The sequence below is a fragment of the Microbispora sp. H10670 genome (assembly GCF_014161385.1).
GTDB lineage: Bacteria > Actinomycetota > Actinomycetes > Streptosporangiales > Streptosporangiaceae > Microbispora > Microbispora triticiradicis.
In genome coordinates this window covers 29,229-46,723 of the sequence record NZ_JABBWW010000021.1, presented here as the reverse complement: position 1 = coordinate 46,723, position 17,495 = coordinate 29,229, and the positions used below count along the sequence as shown (strand labels likewise).

Below are 17,495 nucleotides of genomic sequence, written 5' to 3'. Positions count from 1 at the left end.
CCCCTGGCTGCCATTCCGTCCACGACGGCCGGATCTTCGCGGCGGACCCCGGCGGCCGGGGCACTAGCGCCCCTCCCGCCGATCTTCGCCCCGGGCGAATCCCGGCGGTCGCGGCACTAGGGTGAACGTCGTGACTGACTGGACGGCACTCATCAGGGATGTCCCCGACTACCCCAAGCCGGGCATCCTCTTCAAGGACATCACCCCGCTGCTGGCGGACCACGCGGCCTTCACGCAGGTCGTGGACGAACTCGGCGACGGCCTGGCGTTCGACAAGGTGGTCGGCATCGAGGCGCGCGGGTTCATCCTCGCCGCCCCGGTGGCCTACCGCAGCGGCGCGGGATTCGTACCGGTGCGCAAAGAGGGCAAACTGCCCTCGGAGACGTACGAGGCGTCCTATGATCTGGAGTACGGCTCCGCGACGATCGAGGTGCACGCCGACGCCTTCGAGCCCGGCGACCGCGTGCTGATCGTGGACGACGTCCTCGCCACGGGCGGCACCGCCCGGGCCGCCGTGGAGCTGGTCAGGCGGACCGGCGCGCAGGTGGTGGCGGTCTCCTTCCTGATGGAGCTGTCCTTCCTCTCCGGCCGCGACCGGCTGCCCGGGCTGGAGGTGCGCACCCTGCTCACCGTCTGAACGAACCAGACCGAGGGAACAGGGCTGGGCAAACCGGACCGGGTGCACCAGACTGGGCGAATCGGGGGTACGCGGCCGAGAGCGCTGTGGCAGCACGGATACACTGTGGAATCTGGACTCGACGTGAGGAGTCTGTGTGCCCCGTGATGTGGTCGTGCCCGACGACGCGCGGGTCGATCGCGGTGAGACCCCCCGCGACGTCCCCGAGCCCGTCACCGACGTGCCCCCCGAGGAGGCGCGCGACCCTGCGGCGGGCCCTGAGGACAAGCCGGCGTCGCCGGCCACGCGACGTAGGCTCTCCCGTTTCGGGGGGCAGTGGGGTGCTATGAATCCGGTGTTGGAACCGCTCTTCAAGACGGTCCGTGCCACCCATCCCAAGGCCGACCTGCGCCTGATAGAGCGCGCGTACGACGTCGCCGCCTACCACCACCGCGACCAGAAGCGGAAGAGCGGCGATCCGTACATCACGCACCCGCTCGCGGTGGCGACGATCCTCGCGGAACTGGGCACCGACGACGAGACGCTGTGCGCCGCCCTGCTGCACGACACCGTCGAGGACACCGCCTACAGCCTCGACGAGTTACGAGCCGACTTCGGCGACAACATCGCGTTGCTCGTCGACGGGGTGACCAAGCTCGACAAGGTGAAGTTCGGCGACGCGGCGCAGGCGGAGACCGTGCGCAAGATGGTCGTCGCGATGTCGCGCGACATCCGCGTGCTGGTGATCAAGCTGGCCGACCGGCTGCACAACATGCGGACCATGCGCTACATGCCCGAGCACAAGCGCCAGCAGAAGTCGCGCGAGACGCTGGAGATCTTCGCCCCGCTGGCCCACCGGCTCGGCATGAACACCATCAAGTGGGAGCTGGAGGACCTCGCGTTCGCCATGCTCTACCCCAAGCGGTACGACGAGATCGCCCGGATGGTGTCGGAGCGGGCGCCGCGCCGCGACCTGTACCTGCACGAGGTAATCGAGAAGGTCTCCGCCGACCTGCGCGAGGCGAAGATCAAGGCGACTGTCCGGGGCCGGCCCAAGCACTACTACTCGATCTACCAGAAGATGATCGCCAAGGCCGTGGCCTTCGACGACATCTACGACCTGGTGGGCATCCGCGTGCTGGTCGACACGGTCCGCGACTGCTACGCCGCGCTCGGAACGATCCACGCCCAGTGGAAGCCGGTGCCGGGGCGGTTCAAGGACTACATCGCCATGCCGAAGTTCAACATGTACCAGTCGCTGCACACGACGGTCATGGGACCCGAGGGCAAGGCCATCGAGCTGCAGATCCGCACGCGGGCGATGCACAACCGCGCCGAGTACGGCGTGGCGGCGCACTGGAAGTACAAGGAGGAGATGATCGGGGCGGGCCCCGGCAAGGTGAAGCAGGTCGGCGACATGGCCTGGCTGCGCCAGCTCCTCGACTGGCAGAAGGAGACCTCCGACCCCGGCGAGTTCCTGGAGTCGCTGCGCTTCGACCTGTCGGTCTCGGAGGTCTTCGTCTTCACCCCGCGCGGCCAGGTGATCGCCCTGCCCGAGGGCGCCACCCCGGTCGACTTCGCGTACGCGGTGCACACGGAGGTCGGCCACCGGTGCATCGGCGCGCGGGTGAACGGCCGGCTGGTCCCGCTGGAGTCCCGTCTCGGCAACGGCGACACCGTCGAGATCTTCACCTCGAAGTCGCCGGACGCGGGCCCGTCGCGCGACTGGCTCAAGTTCGTCAAGAGCGGCCGGGCCCGCAACAAGATCCGCCAGTGGTTCACCAAGGAGCGCCGCGAGACCGCTATCGAGGCGGGCAAGGAGGCGATCGGGCGGGCCATGCGCAAGCAGGGCCTGCCGCTGCAGCGGCTGATGTCCGGCGAGGCGCTGCTGGCGCTCGCCCGCGACCTGCGCTACGCCGACGTGTCCGCCCTGTACGCCGCGGTGGGCGAGGGGCACGTCGCCGCCCAGTCGGTCGTGGACAAGCTCGTGCAGGCCCTGGGAGGCGTCGAGGGGGCCGAGGAGGACATCGCCGAGGCCCAGGTCCCGACGCGGCTCAAGGGCAGGCCGAGGGCCGGCTCGAACGCCGGGGTGATGGTGGCGGGCGACCCCGACGTGTGGGTGCGCCTGTCGCGCTGCTGCACCCCGGTGCCGGGGGACGACATCGTCGGGTTCGTCACCCGCGGGCACGGCGTTTCGGTGCACCGGGCGAACTGCCCGAACGTCGAGCAGCTCAGCTCCCACCCCGACCGGCTGGTGGAGGTGGCCTGGTCGCCCGGGGACGACTCGGTCTTCCTCGTCGCGATCCAGGTGGAGGCGCTCGACCGGCCCCGACTGCTGTCGGACGTCACGCGGACCCTGTCGGACCAGCACGTGAACATCCTGTCCGCCTCGGTCGCGACCAGCAGGGACAGGGTCGCCATCAGCAAGTTCACCTTCGAGATGGGCGACCCGAAGCACCTGGGGCACGTGCTCAAGGCGGTGCGGGGCGTCCCCGGCGTCTACGACGTCTACCGAGTGACCAACTGACGCCTGCCGCCGTCCCCGGCGGGCGCCGCGGCCGCGCCGGGGAGGGGAGCGAAAGGGTCAGGAGAACTCGGCGAGGGTGCGCTCGGCCTCCTCCAGCCAGGAGCGGCGGGCGGCCAGGGCCTCCTCCGTCTCCTTGACGTCCTTGTCCCGGCCCGCCGTCTGGGCCTTGGACAGCCGGGTCTCCAGCTGCTCGATGGACCTGCGGAGCTGGTTGACGGTGTCCTGGGCACGCGCCCTGGCCTCGGGGTTCGAGCGCTTCCACTCGTTCTCCTCGGCCCTGCGGACGGCCTCGTCGACCTTGCGCAGCCCGCCCTCCAGGCGGTCGCGCTGGTCGCGCGGCACCGGGCCGGCCGCCTCCCACCGCTCCAGGATGCCGCGCAGCGCCGACCGCGCCGCGCGCGCGTCGCCGACCGGGAGCAGCCGCTCGGCCTCGGTCAGCAGCCCCTCCTTGACCTCGGCGTTGGCGGCGAACGAGGCGTCCCGCTCGGCGAACACCGCCGACCGGGCGTGGAAGAACTCGTCCTGGGCGGCCTTGAAGCGCGTCCACAGCTCGTCCTCGGCCTCCCGGGAGGCCCGGCCCGCGGCCTTCCACTGGCGCATCAGCTCCCGGTAGGCCGCCGCGGTGGCGTTCCACTCCGTCGAGCCGGAGAGGGCCTCCGCCTCGTTCACGATGCGCTCCTTGGCGCCCCGCACCGCGTCCCGCTGCTCGTCCAGGGAGGAGAAGTACGCCTTGCGCCGCTTGGCGAAGGCCGTACGGGCCGTGGACAGCCGCTTCCACAGCGTCGCCTCGGTGGCCCGGTCGACCCGCTCGGCCGCCTTCCACTCCTCGACGAGCTGCCGCAGCCGCTCGCCGCCGGACTTCCAGTGGGTCGTCTCGTCGGCGATGCGCTCGGCCTCGGCGACGATGCGCTCCTTGACCTCCCGGGCGTGCACGCGGGCCTGGTCGCGGGCCGCCCGCAACTCCTCGCGCCGCTTGCCGACGAGCTCGCTCAGCGCCCCGAGCCGGTCGTGCAGCGAGCCCAGGTCGCCGACGGCGTGCGCCTCGGCGACCGACTCCCGCAGCTTGGCGATGCTCGCCTCGGCCTGGGCGGGGGCGAGGTCGGTGCCGCGCACCCGCTGCTCCAGCAACTGGACCTGGCCGGCCAGCTCGTCGAACTTGCGGCGGTAATAGGCCAGCGCCTCCTCCGGCTCACCGGCCTGCCAGGACCCGACGGCCCGTTCTCCCTCAGCCGTACGCACGTAGACGGTGCCGTCCTCGTCTACCCGGCCCCACGGGTCGGTGCTCACCGTGTCCTCCCGCACTTGAATCAGCCTCCAGGGCCCGATGTGCCCTTGGTTGTATTACGTCAGCTCTTGCTGGTGATTGTCACGTCTTTGATGACTACGGGCTGCTTCGGGGCTCCGGTGCCATCGCCGGTGGCACCGGCGATCACGCCCTTCTTGGCCACCTTGTCCAGGATTTCGAGTCCTGTGGTCACGGTACCGAAAGGCGTGTAGTCGGGCGACAGCCCGGTGTCCCCGAACACGATGAAGAACTGGCTGCCGTTGGTGTTCGGCCCGCTGTTCGCCATCGCGAGCACGCCGCGCGTGTACTTGGCGCCCGTCAGGTTCTCGTTGGCGAAGCGGTAGCCGGGGCCGCCCTGGCCGTCGGTCGGGTTCTTCCCGTCGGCCTTGGCCAGCGGGTCGCCGCACTGCAGGATCGGGAAGTCCGTGCCCATCCGGTGGCACCTGGTGTCGTCGAAGTAGTCCTTCGACGCCAGGTACTTGAACGAGTTGACCGTGCACGGCGCCTTGGCGCTGTCCAGCGTGGCGACGATGGGACCGAGGTTGGTCCTGATGGTCATCGTCGCCGGGGCCGTGCTCACCTTCTCCGGCGGCACGCCGACGTCCTTGACCTGGCCGCTGCTCTTGTCGGCCACGTACCCGCAGGTGCCGGAGGCCGGATCGTACGGCTTGGGGTCGTTCGCGAGGGCGCTGGCGGTCGGCGCGGCCGAGGCGGCGGGATCGGCTTTGTCGTCACCGCCGAGGAGGGTCGTCGCCGCCACGACGCCGCCGATCACGACCACCACCGCCGTGGTGGTGCCGATGATCGCGTTGCGCCGCGCCTTCTGCTCGCGCTCCACGCGCGCCTGCATCTGCCGCTGGTAGTGCTCCCGGGCCAGCTGCTTCTGCCGGTCCTTGCCGGTGACCACTTCGACCTCCCGACTCGTCGTGTTTCCCATGGTCGTTACGCCCGGGCGCGGTCGCGCCCGAACGGCCACCCGCGCCGGAGGGGTCCTCCGGGGCGGTGGCCCGTTCTATAGCATCCGGCTCGACTGCTCCAAGAATGACTATTGAGGTGGGCGAATCGTATCGGCTGACGGGTATCGGTTCGCAGCCTGCCGACCCGCACCGGTACCCTTCGGTTACATTCGCTCGCGCAATCCTTGATTGATCCGTACAGACGCAGAGGCCGCTTCCGTGCTCGTCGCCGGGTTTCCCGCAGGTTCGTTCCAGACCAACTGTTACGTCGTCGCTCCCGCGGCAGGCGCGGAGTGCGTGGTCATCGACCCAGGTCAGGACGCTGTCGGCGACCTCGACGCGCTGCTCGGCGAGCACCGCCTGAAGCCGGTCGCGGTGCTGCTCACCCACGGTCACATCGACCACGTGTGGTCGGTGGCCCCGGTGTGCGGCGCCCGCGACGTGCCCGCGTGGATCCATCCGGAGGACCGCGACCTGCTGTCGGACCCGGCGAAGGGATTTCCGCCGCAGGCCGGTGGGGTGTTCGGCGGTCTGAAACTTTCCGAGCCCGACGACGTGCGCGAGCTGGCCGACGGCGCCGTGCTGAGCCTGGCGGGGCTCGAGTTCACGGTCGAGCACCGGCCCGGCCATACCAGGGGGTCGGTGACGTTCCGGGCGCCCGCCGAGGACATCCAGGTCCTGTTCGCGGGCGACCTGCTCTTCGCCGGCTCCATCGGCCGCACCGACCTGCCCGGCGGCGACCACGCCGCCATACTGCGCAGCCTCGCCAAGACGCTGACGCTGCCGGACGAGACCTTGGTCCTGCCCGGCCACGGACCTCAGACGACAATCGGCCGCGAGCGCGCGACCAACCCCTTCCTCAGGGACGCCGCGCCGCCCGTCGGCCCGACCAGGGGATTGTGATGACGTTTCAGGCGCCGAAGGGCACCTTCGACTGGATGCCCCCGCGCTCGGAGTGGGCGCTCACCGTGCGGGACGCGCTGTCCGCGCCCGCCCGCCGCGCCGGCTACGGCTACATCGAGACGCCTGCCTTCGAGGACACCGCGCTGTTCTCCCGCGGCGTCGGCGAGTCGACCGACATCGTCACCAAGGAGATGTACACGTTCACCAGCCGGGGCGGCCAGTCGCTGACGCTGCGCCCGGAGGGCACGGCGAGCGTGGTGCGGGCCGTGCTCGAACACGGCCTGTACGGCGGCCCGCTGCCGATCAAGCTCTGGTACTCCGGCAGCTACTTCCGCTACGAGCGGGCCCAGGCCGGCCGCTACCGCCACTTCTCCCAGGTGGGGGCCGAGGCACTGGGATCCGAGGACCCGGCGCTCGACGCCGAGCTGATCGTCCTGGCGATGGACGGCTACGCATCCCTCGGCCTGCGCGGGGTCCGGCTGCTGCTCAACTCGCTGGGCTGCCGCGAGTGCCGCCCGGCCTATCGCGCCGCGCTCCAGGACTTCCTACGCGGGCTCGACCTCGACGAGGCCACCCGTGCCCGGGTGGAGATCAACCCGCTGCGCGTGCTCGACGACAAGCGCCCGGAGGTGCGGGCACAGCTCACGGGCGCGCCGCTGGTCACCGACCACCTGTGCGGGGCCTGCAAGGCCTACCACGAGGAGGTCAGGGGACTGCTGACGGCCGCCGGGGTAGCCTACGAAGACGACCCCCGGCTGGTCCGCGGCCTCGACTACTACACCCGTACGACGTTCGAGTTCCTGCACGACGGGCTGGGCGCGCAGTCGGCGGTCGGCGGGGGAGGGCGCTACGACGGCCTGAGCGAGCAGATCGGCGGCCCCGCCCTGCCCAGCGTCGGCTGGGCCCTCGGGGTGGACCGCACGGTGCTCGCGATGGAGGCGGAGGGGCTGCTGACCGAGCGGCCGCGCGCTCTCGGCGCGTTCGCCGTCCCGCTCGGCGAGGAGGCGAGGCGGCGGATCTTCCCGCTGGTCAGCGAGCTGCGCCGGGCCGGTCTCGCGGTCGACATGGCCTTCGGCGGCCGGGGCGTGAAGGGCGCGATGAAGGCCGCCGACCGCAGCGGCGCGCGCTACGCGCTCATCCTCGGCGACCGGGACATCGAGGCGGGAGCCGTACAGGTGAAGGATTTGGCAACAGGCGACCAGACCGCGGTCCCGCTCGCGGAGGTCGTCGAGTTCTTGAAGGGGAAAGACTCGTGATCCGCACCCACGAGGCAGGCACACTCCGCAAGGGGCAGGCGGGCCAGAAGGTGACGCTGGCCGGATGGGTGGCGCGCCGGCGCGACCACGGCGGCGTGGTCTTCATCGACCTGCGCGACGCCTCCGGCTCCGCCCAGGTGGTCTTCCGCGAGGAGGACCACGCCCACGACCTGCGCGCGGAGTACTGCGTGAGGGTCACGGGGGAGGTCCGCACGCGGCCGGAGGGCAACGAGAACCCCGACCTGCCCACGGGTGAGATCGAGGTCGTCGCCTCCGAGGTGGAGGTGCTGAGCGAGTCCGCGCCGCTGCCGTTCCCGATCGAGGGCGGCTCCGGCGTGTCGGAGGAGGCGCGGCTGAGGTACCGCTACCTCGACATCCGCCGCCAGCAGGTCGCCCACGCGCTGCGCACCCGGTCGCAGGCGACCTACCTCGCCAACGAGGTCATGCGCGAGCACGGGTTCGTCTACGTCGAGACCCCCGCCCTGACGCGCTCCACGCCCGAGGGCGCCCGCGACTTCCTGGTGCCCGTGCGGCTCCAGCCGGGCAGCTGGTACGCCCTGCCGCAGTCGCCGCAGCTGTTCAAGCAGCTCCTCATGGTCTCCGGCCTGGAGCGCTACTACCAGCTCGCCCGGTGCTTCCGCGACGAGGACCTGCGGGCCGACCGGCAGCCGGAGTTCACCCAGATCGACATCGAGATGTCGTTCGTCGACCAGGACGACGTGATCGCCCTGGGCGAGGCCCTGATCGGGCGCATCTGGAAGGAGACGCTCGGCTACGAGCTGCCCGTCCCGCTGCCCCGGATGACGTACGCCGAGGCGATGGCGCGGTACGGCTCGGACAAGCCCGACCTGCGCTTCGGGGTCGAGCTGACCGACCTCACCGGCTACTTCGCGGACACCGCGTTCCGGGTCTTCCAGGCTCCGTACGTGGGAGCCGTCGTGATGCCCGGCGGCGCCTCGCAGACCCGCAGGGAGCTGGACGCCTGGCAGGAGTGGGCCAAGTCGCGCGGGGCGCGCGGCCTGGCGTACGTGCTGGTGCAGGACGACGGCACCCTCGGCGGCCCGGTGGCGAAGAACCTCTCGGAGACCGAGCTGGCCGGTCTCGCCGAACGGACCGGGGCCCGGCCCGGCGACGCGGTCTTCTTCGCCGCGGGCGCGCCCGCGGCCTCCCGCGACCTGCTCGGCGCGGCCCGCCTGGAGATCGGCCGCCGCTGCGGCCTGATCGACGAGTCGCGGTGGTCGTTCCTGTGGATCGTGGACGCGCCGATGTTCGAGGAGGACGGGGAAGGCGGCTGGACCCCGGTCCACCACCCGTTCACCGCGCCCAGGCCGGAGTGGGCCGACAACTTCCAGGACCACCCCGGGGAGGCGCTCGCCTACGCCTACGACATGGTCTGCAACGGCATGGAGATCGGCGGGGGCTCGATCCGTATCCACCGGGCCGAGATGCAGCAGCGCGTCTTCGACGTGCTCGGCATCTCCAAGGAAGAGGCCGAGAGCAAGTTCGGCTGGCTGCTGGAGGCGTTCAAGTACGGCCCGCCGCCGCACGGCGGCATCGCCTACGGCTGGGACCGGGTCTGCATGCTGCTGGCGGGCGGCGAGTCGATCCGCGACGTGATCGCCTTCCCGAAGACGGCCTCCGGGTACGACCCGCTGACCGGCGCGCCCAGCCCGATCACGGTGGAGCAGCGCAAGGAGGCCGGCGTGGACGCCGCGCCGAAGGGCGACAGGTCCGGCGCCGACGCCGCCCCCCGCTCGTGACCGGGTAGCACCGGAGCCCGGCGGCTTCGCCCCGCCGGCACGTGAACGGCCCGCGATCACGAGATCGCGGGCCGTTTCCGATCAGGACGGGTCAGGACACGATGACGTCCTTGATCCGGACCTTGATCTTGGGGGCGTTGGAGCCGCCGTCGTCGCTGGTGATGTCGACGCCGTCCTTGGCCGTGTTGACACCACCCTTGGCGATCTTGTCGACGATCTCCAAGCCCTTGCTGACGATGCCGAACGGCGTGTACGACTGGGGCAGCTGCGCGTTCTCGTCGGTGTAGGAGATGACGAACTGGCTGCCGTTGGAGTTCGACGCGTCGCCCGGCTGGGCCATGAAGACGACGCCCCGGCTGTACTGCGGCCCCAGGTTCTCGTCGTTGAACAGGTAGCCCGGCCCGCCGGTGCCGTCCGTCGGGTTCTCGCCGTCCCCCTTGGCCTGCGGGTCCCCGCACTGCAGGAGGCCGAGGCCGTTCGTCTCGACCGTCGTGAGCCGGTGGCAGACGGTGTTGTCGAAGTAGTTCTTCTTCGCCAGGAACGCGAACGAGTTCACCGTGCACGGCGCGTCGCCGGTGGCCAGGTCGATGACGATGTTCCCCAGGTTGGTCCTGACCGTCATCTTGGACGCCTTGATCACCGCCCTGTTCAGCTTCTTGGGCGGGAAGCCCACGAACTTCGCCGGGCTGCCCGTGTCGTCCTTGCGATACTCGCAGCTGACCTTACGCAGGTCGGTGGGCTTGGCGGACGGCGTCGCCGCCGGCAACTCGGACGGGACCGCGGAGGGGCCCGTCGAAGGGCCCGCCGAGGCGGAGGCCGAGGGGGTCGCCCCGGCCGCTTCCTGGGCCGAGCCGTCACTGCAGGCCGCCAGGCCGCCCACGAGCGCGAGAACCCCCAGTCCGGCGCCGAGGGTGCCCCCCAGACGCCGACGGGGGTTGGTGGTGCGCCCGGTCGTGCTCACGCGCGAAGCCGGCTGCTTCTGCCGATCAGTGTCGGTCACCGCTATGCCTTCCATTTCCCCTTTTGTATGACGCTGAGTCACTCTATCCGCGATCCCGTCGGGTTCGTGTAAAACAGGCGTCGCATGGGTATCACCGGTGTTTGCGCTCATCTAGCTCTCAGAACCGCCTGAGAACCTCCTGACGAACCAAACCCGGACCACGCGCCCGGCCCTCTCGTCTCAGGAGTGACGACCACGATGTTCGACCAGATCTTCGGACTTCCCGTCCACGCCCTCGTCGTCCACGCCGCGGTGATCTTCGCGCCGCTGCTCGCGGCGCTGTCGATCGCGTACGCCGTCCTGCCCCGCGTGCGGCATCGGCTCGACTGGGCGCTGGTCGCGACGGCTCTGGCGGCGCTCGCCTCCGTGTTCGCGGCCAAGGAGAGCGGGGAGCGGCTGGAGCACCGGATGTTCGGGGGCCGGGTCTCCGAGGCGATCGAGGTCCACTCGGGGTTCGCCGAGACCCTCCTGCCGCTGACCGCGCTGCTGACCGTCGTCTCCCTGGCGCTGGTGTGGCTCACCCGGGCGCGCCGGGCCCCGGTGGGGACGGGCCCCCGGGCGGCCGTCCTGGTCGCGTCGGCCGTCGCCGTGATCCTTGCCGTGGCCGTCGGCTACTACGCCGTACGCACCGGGCACACCGGCGCGACCGCCGTGTGGGGCGCCTGAGGGTAGTGTCGGCGGCGTGGAGAGCCTGTTCGATTCGGCGGCCGAGGAGGCCCACCGCGGCCAGGAGCCGCTCGCCGTGCGGATGCGGCCGCGCTCGCTGGAGGAGGTGATCGGCCAGCGGCACCTGCTCGGTCCCGGCACCCCGCTGCGCCGCCTGGTGGAGAGCGACGCCCCGATGTCGCTCTTCCTGTGGGGGCCGCCCGGCACCGGCAAGACCACGCTGGCCTACGTCGTCGCGGGCGCCACCAAGCGGAGGTTCGTCGAGGTCTCGGCCGTCTCGGCCGGGGTCAAGGACGTGCGCGCCGCCATCGACCAGGCCCGGCGCGACCTCGGCATGACCGGCAGGCAGACCGTGCTGTTCGTGGACGAGGTCCACCGCTTCAACAAGGCGCAGCAGGACGCGCTGCTGCCGGCGGTGGAGAACCGCTGGGTGACCTTCATCGGCGCGACCACGGAGAACCCCTTCTTCTCGGTCATCTCGCCGCTGCTGTCCCGCTCGCTGCTGCTCACCCTCGAACCGCTGACCGACGACGACGTGCGCGCCGTGCTGGAGCGCGCGGTGACCGACCCGCGCGGCCTCGCCGGGCGCGTCACCCTGCGGCCCGAGGCCCTCGACCAGCTCGTACGGCTGGCCGGCGGCGACGCGCGGCGCTCGCTGACCTATCTGGAGGCGGCGGCGATGCTGGTCGACGACGCCCCGCCGGGCGCCGGGCCGGACGTCACGCCGGAGGTCACGGTCGAGGTCGTCGAGCGGGCCGTGGACAAGGCCGCCGTGCGCTACGACCGGCAGGGCGACCAGCACTACGACGTGACCAGCGCGTTCATCAAGAGCATGCGCGGCTCGGACGCCGACGCCGCCCTGCACTACCTGGCCCGGATGGTCGAGGCGGGAGAGGACCCGCGCTTCATCGCCCGCCGGATCGTGATCTTCGCGAGCGAGGACGTGGGGATGGCCGACCCGACGTGCCTGCAGGTCGCGGTGGCCGCCGCCCAGGCGGTGGACTTCATCGGCCTGCCCGAGGGCAGGATCAACCTCGCGCAGGCCGTCATCCACTGCGCGCTGGCGCCCAAGTCCAACGCGGTCGTCAAGGCCATCGGCGCCGCCTCCGACGACGTGCGGCGCGGCCTGGTCGGGCGCGTCCCCGGCCACCTGCGCGACGCGCACTACCCCGGCGCGAAGAAGCTCGGCCACGGCAGGGGCTACCAGTACCCCCACGACTTCGAGCACGGCCTCGTCGGCCAGGACTACGCGCCGGAGGAGCTGCGCGAGCGCCGCTACTACGAACCGACCTCCCACGGCGCGGAGGCGCGGTTCGCCGAGCGCTGGGCGAGGATCCGGGCCTTCCTGCGAGGCGGCTGAGCGCCCCCGGCACGCCGCCCGCCTGCGCGCCGTCTTCGGTGCTCTCTTAGGTGCGGCCCGCGTGCCGGGTGTGTGCTGCGGAACGGCGGGCAGGGCGTTCGCGATAGGGTCTTGCCATTCCAGCTCCGGTGATCCAGGGAGATCGGCACATGCTTACCGCGGGAGAGCTGGCGGGCCTCGTGGTCGCCATTTTCTGGGCGATCCTGGTCTGCTTCATGGTCGTCGTGCTGGTCAGGCTGGCCAGACTGCTGACCGAGACCCGCAAGTCGGTGGCCGAGCTGAGCGACCGCCTCGGGCCGCTCCTGGACGACATGAGCCAGACCGTCACCGAGGCGAACCGGCGGCTGGTCGCGGCCGAGGCGATCTCGGACAACATGCGGGACGTCAGCGGCAACATGGTCAGGATCACCGGGGTGGCGTCCACGGTGTTCGCCGGCCCGGTGCTCAAGATCGCCGCCTTCCGCGACGGCTTCCGCCTCGCGCTGGCCCGCCGCGCCGCCCGCAGGGCCCCGGCCCGGAGGGTGGCCCGCGGCGGTCCCCGCACCGGTCCCCACACCAGGGACAGGATCAGGGAGCGGCACACCGCCGAGCGCGTGGCCGAGCCGCGCGCCATCGGAAGGGGGCGCGGATGATCCGCCGTCTCTTCTACATGTCCCTCGGCGCGTATCTCGCGGTCTGGGCCATGCGTAAGCTTCAGTCGTTGCGGCCCGACCACGTGGCCAGGCGCACCGCCGGCCGCGCGGCGGCCCTCGCGGACCAGCTCAGGGACTTCGCCGGCGAGGTGCGTCACCTGTCGGCGAGCAGGGAAACCGAGTTGCGCGCCGGGCTCGGGCTGGACACCGTTGATGACACCACTACCGGCAACAGCAGAATCTACGACGTAAAGGATGGCCGCTGAGATGGAGTCGGCAGAGATCGCGCGCCGCTTCCTGCGCTTCTTCGAGGAGCGCGGGCACACAGTCGTGCCCTCGGCCAGCCTGGTCGCCGAGGACCCGACGCTGCTTCTGGTGAACGCGGGGATGGTCCCGTTCAAGCCCTACTTCCTGGCGCAGCAGACGCCGCCGTTCCGGCGGGCGACCAGCGCCCAGAAGGTCATGCGCACCCTCGACATCGACGAGGTCGGCAAGACCACCCGGCACGCCAGCTTCTTCCAGATGCTCGGCAACTTCTCCTTCGGCGACTACTTCAAGGCGCAGGCGATCCCGTTCGCCTGGGAGCTGCTGACCCGCCCCGAGTCCGAGGGCGGCTTCGGTTTCCCCGAGGACCGCCTGTGGGCGACCGTCTACCTGGACGACGACGAGGCCCAGGACATCTGGCACCGCGAGGTGGGACTGCCGCTCGACCGCATCCAGCGCCGCGACCTCGCCGACAACTACTGGCACATGGGCGTGCCCGGCCCCGGCGGCCCGTGCTCGGAGATCTACTACGACCGCGGCCCCGAGTACGGCCGCGAGGGCGGGCCGATCGCCGACGAGAACCGCTACCTCGAGGTCTGGAACCTCGTCTTCATGCAGTTCCAGCTCAGCAAGGTCCGCACCAAGGTCGACTTCGACGTGGCGGGCGAGCTGCCGGCCAAGAACATCGACACCGGCATGGGCCTGGAGCGCATGGCCGCGATCCTCCAGGGCGTCGACAACATCTACGAGATCGACACCACGTACAAGATCCTCGACACGGCGGCCGAGCTCACCCGGTCGCGTTACGGGCGCGACAAGCGGGCGGACGTCTCGCTGCGGGTGATCGCCGACCACATGCGGGCGGGAGTCATGCTCGTCGGCGACGGCGTGCTGCCGTCCAACGAGGGCCGCGGCTACGTGCTGCGCCGCATGCTGCGCCGCGCGATCCGCAACCTCCGCCTGCTCGGCGCGGGCGAGGAGCGGCACATGCACGCGCTCACCGCCGTCACCATCGAGGCCATGGGCCAGCAGTACCCCGAGCTCAAGGCGGACGCCGCCAACATCCACACGGTCATCGACGCCGAGGAGGCGTCGTTCATCGGCACGCTCCGCACCGGTACGGCGATCTTCGACGTCGCGGTGGAGGAGACCAGGCGCAAGGGCGGCGGCACGCTCGGCGGCGAGCAGGCGTTCCAGCTCCACGACACCTACGGCTTCCCGATCGACCTCACCCTGGAGATGGCGGCCGAGCAGGGCCTCCAGGTGGACGAGGAGGGCTTCCGCCGGCTCATGAAGGAGCAGCGGGACCGCGCCAAGGCCGACGCCGCGGCGAAGAAGACCGGCAACGCCGACATCTCGGTCTTCACCACCATCCTGGAGAAGGCCGGGAAGGTCGACTTCCTCGGCTACGACCACACCACCTCCGAGGCCGATGTCATCGGCCTGCTGGTCGACGGCGCGTCGGTCCCGGCGGCGGGTGCGGGGACCACCCTGGAGATCGTGCTCGACCGCACCCCGTTCTACGCGGAGGGCGGCGGCCAGCTCGCCGACCAGGGCCTGATCCGCACCGGCGGCGCCGAGATCGAGATCGTGGACGTCCAGTCGCCGGTGCCGGGCCTGATCGTGCACCGCGGCAAGGTGCGCACGGGCGAGGTGCGGGTCGGCGACCAGGCGCAGGCCGACATCGACCTGGAGCGGCGCCGGGCGATCTCCCGCAGCCACACCGCGACCCACCTGGTCCACCGCGGGTTCCGCAACGCGCTCGGCGAGTCGGCGGCCCAGGCGGGCTCGGAGAACTCCCCGGGACGCTTCCGCTTCGACTTCACCGCCGCGGGCGCCGTGCCGGCGTCGATGCTGCGCGACGTCGAGGACGAGGTGAACGCCGTCCTGATCGGCGACCTCAAGGTCAACGCGTTCTACACCAGCCAGGCCCAGGCCCGCGCGATGGGCGCGCTCGCGCTGTTCGGCGAGAAGTACGGCGACGAGGTCCGGGTCGTCGAGGTCGGCGACTACTCCCGCGAGCTGTGCGGCGGCACCCACGTGGCCAGCTCCGGCCAGCTCGGCCTGGTGAAGGTGCTGGGCGAGTCGTCCATCGGCGCGGGCGTGCGCCGGGTCGAGGCGCTCGTCGGTCTCGACGCGTTCCGGTTCCTCGCCCGGGAGAGCGTGCTCGTCGCGCAGCTCAGCGAGCAGCTCAAGACCCGCCGCGAGGAGCTGCCCGAGCGCATCGAGGGCATCGTCACCCGGCTGCGCGCCGCCGAGAAGGAGCTGGAGAAGGTCCGCTCGGCCCAGGTGCTCGCGGTGGCCGGAGAGCTCGCCGCGCAGGCCCGCGACGTCCAGGGCGTCTCGGTGGTCACGCACCGCGCGCCTGATGGCACCTCCGCCGACGACCTGCGTAAACTCGCCCTCGATGTGCGCGGCAGGTTCCCTGGCGACCGCGCCGCGGTCGTCGTCGTCTCCGGCGTCCCCTCCGACCGGCCGGTCGTCGTCGCCGCGGTCAGCGAGGCGGGACGCGAGCGTGGCCTGAAGGCGGGCCGTCTCGTCGGCGTCGCCGCCAAGGCTCTCGGGGGTGGCGGTGGCGGCAAGGACGACGTGGCGCAGGGCGGTGGCACGCGGCCCGAGGCGATCGGTGACGCGCTTCGCGCGGTCGAGGAGGCCATCTCCTCCGCGGTGGCCTGATCCGCCGATGAGACATGGCGTCAGGATCGGGGTCGACGTCGGCTCCGTCCGCGTCGGCGTGGCCCGCAGCGACCCCTCGGGCCTGCTGGCCACGCCGGTGGAGACCGTACGGCGCGGCCGGGGCGACCTGGCGAGGATCGCCGAGATCGCGGCCGAGCACGAGGCGATCGAGATCGTCGTCGGCCTGCCCACGTCGCTGTCGGGCCGGGAGAGCCACGCCGCGGAGGCCGCGCGGGCGTTCGCCGCGCGGCTGGCCAGGACGGTCGCGCCGGTCCCGATCCGGCTCGTGGACGAGCGGCTCACCACCGTGGGCGCCCAGCAGCGGCTGCGCTCCAGCGGCGTGAAGGCCCGCGACCAGCGTGACGTGATCGACCAGGCGGCCGCCGTCCTGCTGCTGCAGGCCGCGCTCGACGGAGAGCGGGCCACCGGCAATCCCCCCGGCAGGCCTCTCGGACCACCGGGCCCCCCCGCGGGGCCGGGTGAGGAAGCGAGCGGCGGGACCGCACGGTGAGGCGGGCGGCGCTCGTCGCCGGCGGAGGGTTCGCCCTGGTCGCGGCGGCGGTGGCGTACGGCGTGCACGCGGTCGTCGGCCAGCCCGGCAGCCCGCCCGACTACTCCGGCGGCGGTTCGGGGACGGTGACGATCGAGATCACACCGGGGACGAGCGCCGGCGAGGTCGGCCAGACGCTGGCCAAGGCCGGCGTGGTCGCCAGCGCCCAGTCGTTCGTGGAGCAGGTGATCAGCCGTTCCAAGGAGAGCGGCCTGCACCCGGGCCGCTTCGTCCTACGGCGCCGGATGTCGGCCTCCGCGGCGCTCGACCTGCTCCTGGCGCCCGCGAGCCGGGTGGTGCGCAAGGTCACCGTGCCCGAGGGACTGCGCCTGCGCGAGGTGCTGCGCGTCCTCGCGGACGGGACGGGCATCCCGCTGAAGGACTTCACCGAGGCCGCCGGCGAGACCCGGCGCCTGCGCCTGCCCGCGTACGCCGAGGGAGAGGCCGAGGGGTTCCTGTTCCCGGCCACGTACGAGATAGAGCCGGGGGCGACCGCCGGCGACATGCTCAGGAAGATGGTGGCCCGGTTCCGCCTCGCGGCGAAGAAGGTGGGCCTGGAGGATCTGGCGCCGCGCCTGAACCTCACGCCCCGGCAGGCGGTGACGGTCGCGAGCATCGTGCAGGCCGAGGGCGGGGTCCCGGCCGATTACCCCAAGATCGCCAGAGTGGTGTACAACCGCTTGGCGCGGGGCGCGAAGCTGGAGATGGACAGCACGGTCAACTACGCGTTGAACCGGCACACGCTGAAGGTCACCGCCGAGGACACGCGCAACGGCTCCCCGTACAACACCTACGCGCGCCCCGGGCTGCCGCCCGGACCGATCGGCAACCCGGGGGAGAGCGCGCTGCTGGCGACGCTCCATCCCGCCGAGGGTGGCTGGTACTGGTTCGTGACCACCGATCCTCGTCGTAAAATCACCAAATTCACTGACAAAGAGATGGAGTTCAGGAAATATCGGGAGGAGCTGAACAGGTATCTCGGGACGAACTAGGGAGTGTCTGACGATTGCTGTCCGTCGCGAGCGGGGATCCAGGTGGATGCAT

General features: G+C 71.4%; 15 protein-coding genes. 12 read left to right on the top strand and 3 right to left on the bottom strand.

Annotated features, from left to right (window positions below; genetic code table 11):
• Positions 1-130: 130 nt before the first annotated feature.
• Together HHX33_RS25710 and HHX33_RS25705 are read left to right on the top strand one after the other, a co-directional pair.
• Positions 131-637: an adenine phosphoribosyltransferase gene (locus HHX33_RS25710; RefSeq protein WP_117408952.1), complete on the top strand. Its 507-nt coding sequence runs from the start codon at positions 131-133 to the stop codon at positions 635-637.
• Between the two features lie 325 nt (positions 638-962).
• The gene (locus tag HHX33_RS25705) at positions 963-3,143 is read left to right on the top strand and encodes a RelA/SpoT family protein (RefSeq protein WP_182876916.1); all 2,181 of its coding nucleotides are present in this window, start codon (positions 963-965) and stop codon (positions 3,141-3,143) included.
• A 57-nt stretch (positions 3,144-3,200) separates the two neighbouring features.
• Here the strand turns inward: HHX33_RS25705 and HHX33_RS25700 are convergent, their stop codons facing one another.
• Positions 3,201-4,430, bottom strand: a complete 1,230-nt coding sequence (locus HHX33_RS25700; RefSeq protein WP_117408950.1) for a DUF349 domain-containing protein — start codon at positions 4,428-4,430, stop codon at positions 3,201-3,203.
• Between the two features lie 59 nt (positions 4,431-4,489).
• Positions 4,490-5,365 carry a peptidylprolyl isomerase gene (locus HHX33_RS25695; protein ID WP_182876848.1) on the bottom strand — a complete coding sequence of 292 codons (876 nt, stop codon included), beginning with the start codon at positions 5,363-5,365 and terminating at the stop codon, positions 4,490-4,492.
• Between the two features lie 238 nt (positions 5,366-5,603).
• On the opposite strand from HHX33_RS25695, the gene HHX33_RS25690 reads away from it, so the two are divergent.
• The 3 genes from HHX33_RS25690 to aspS are packed head-to-tail and all read left to right on the top strand — an operon-like array spanning position 5,604 to position 9,303.
• Positions 5,604-6,287, top strand: a complete 684-nt coding sequence (locus HHX33_RS25690) for an MBL fold metallo-hydrolase (RefSeq protein ID WP_182876915.1) — start codon at positions 5,604-5,606, stop codon at positions 6,285-6,287.
• Entirely contained in the window at positions 6,287-7,543 is a 1,257-nt protein-coding gene (hisS, locus tag HHX33_RS25685) for a histidine--tRNA ligase (protein WP_117408933.1), read from the top strand. The genes HHX33_RS25690 and hisS overlap by 1 nt, the downstream gene beginning before the upstream one ends.
• The gene (aspS, locus tag HHX33_RS25680; RefSeq protein ID WP_182876847.1) at positions 7,540-9,303 is read left to right on the top strand and encodes an aspartate--tRNA ligase; all 1,764 of its coding nucleotides are present in this window, start codon (positions 7,540-7,542) and stop codon (positions 9,301-9,303) included. The genes hisS and aspS overlap by 4 nt, the downstream gene beginning before the upstream one ends.
• A 91-nt stretch (positions 9,304-9,394) precedes the next feature.
• Here the strand turns inward: aspS and HHX33_RS37385 are convergent, their stop codons facing one another.
• On the bottom strand, positions 9,395-10,303 hold the full coding sequence (locus HHX33_RS37385; protein ID WP_310741525.1) for a peptidylprolyl isomerase: 909 nt from the start codon (positions 10,301-10,303) through the stop codon (positions 9,395-9,397).
• Positions 10,304-10,489: 186 nt separating this feature from the next.
• On the opposite strand from HHX33_RS37385, the gene HHX33_RS25670 reads away from it, so the two are divergent.
• From HHX33_RS25670 to mltG, 7 genes are all read left to right on the top strand, one after another.
• Complete coding sequence (locus HHX33_RS25670; protein ID WP_182876845.1) at positions 10,490-10,969, top strand: hypothetical protein; 480 nt, start codon at positions 10,490-10,492, stop codon at positions 10,967-10,969.
• 16 nt (positions 10,970-10,985) lie between these two features.
• Entirely contained in the window at positions 10,986-12,329 is a 1,344-nt protein-coding gene (locus HHX33_RS25665) for a replication-associated recombination protein A (RefSeq protein WP_182876844.1), read from the top strand.
• Between the two features lie 149 nt (positions 12,330-12,478).
• Complete coding sequence (locus tag HHX33_RS25660) at positions 12,479-12,961, top strand: DUF948 domain-containing protein (protein ID WP_138460224.1); 483 nt, start codon at positions 12,479-12,481, stop codon at positions 12,959-12,961.
• Complete coding sequence (locus tag HHX33_RS25655; protein WP_117408927.1) at positions 12,958-13,227, top strand: hypothetical protein; 270 nt, start codon at positions 12,958-12,960, stop codon at positions 13,225-13,227. Before HHX33_RS25660 ends, HHX33_RS25655 begins: the two co-directional genes overlap by 4 nt.
• Before the next feature lies 1 nt (position 13,228).
• Positions 13,229-15,901: an alanine--tRNA ligase gene (gene alaS / locus HHX33_RS25650; protein WP_117408926.1), complete on the top strand. Its 2,673-nt coding sequence runs from the start codon at positions 13,229-13,231 to the stop codon at positions 15,899-15,901.
• A gap of 7 nt (positions 15,902-15,908) precedes the next feature.
• Positions 15,909-16,412, top strand: a complete 504-nt coding sequence (gene ruvX, locus HHX33_RS25645) for a Holliday junction resolvase RuvX (RefSeq protein ID WP_117408925.1) — start codon at positions 15,909-15,911, stop codon at positions 16,410-16,412.
• The gene (gene mltG, locus HHX33_RS25640) at positions 16,409-17,443 is read left to right on the top strand and encodes an endolytic transglycosylase MltG (RefSeq protein WP_182876843.1); all 1,035 of its coding nucleotides are present in this window, start codon (positions 16,409-16,411) and stop codon (positions 17,441-17,443) included. Before ruvX ends, mltG begins: the two co-directional genes overlap by 4 nt.
• Positions 17,444-17,495 lie beyond the last annotated feature (52 nt).

What these genes read in the sequence shown, in the direction of transcription:
- HHX33_RS25705 (WP_182876916.1), top strand. Translation starts at nt 963, where the DNA reads ATGAATCCGGTGTTGGAACCGCTCTTCAAGACGGTCCGTGCCACCCAT.
- HHX33_RS25695 (WP_182876848.1), bottom strand. Translation starts at nt 5,365, where the DNA reads ATGGGAAACACGACGAGTCGGGAGGTCGAAGTGGTCACCGGCAAGGAC.
- hisS (WP_117408933.1), top strand. Translation starts at nt 6,287, where the DNA reads ATGACGTTTCAGGCGCCGAAGGGCACCTTCGACTGGATGCCCCCGCGC.
- HHX33_RS25660 (WP_138460224.1), top strand. Translation starts at nt 12,479, where the DNA reads ATGCTTACCGCGGGAGAGCTGGCGGGCCTCGTGGTCGCCATTTTCTGG.
- HHX33_RS25655 (WP_117408927.1), top strand. Translation starts at nt 12,958, where the DNA reads ATGATCCGCCGTCTCTTCTACATGTCCCTCGGCGCGTATCTCGCGGTC.
- alaS (WP_117408926.1), top strand. Translation starts at nt 13,229, where the DNA reads ATGGAGTCGGCAGAGATCGCGCGCCGCTTCCTGCGCTTCTTCGAGGAG.
- ruvX (WP_117408925.1), top strand. Translation starts at nt 15,909, where the DNA reads ATGAGACATGGCGTCAGGATCGGGGTCGACGTCGGCTCCGTCCGCGTC.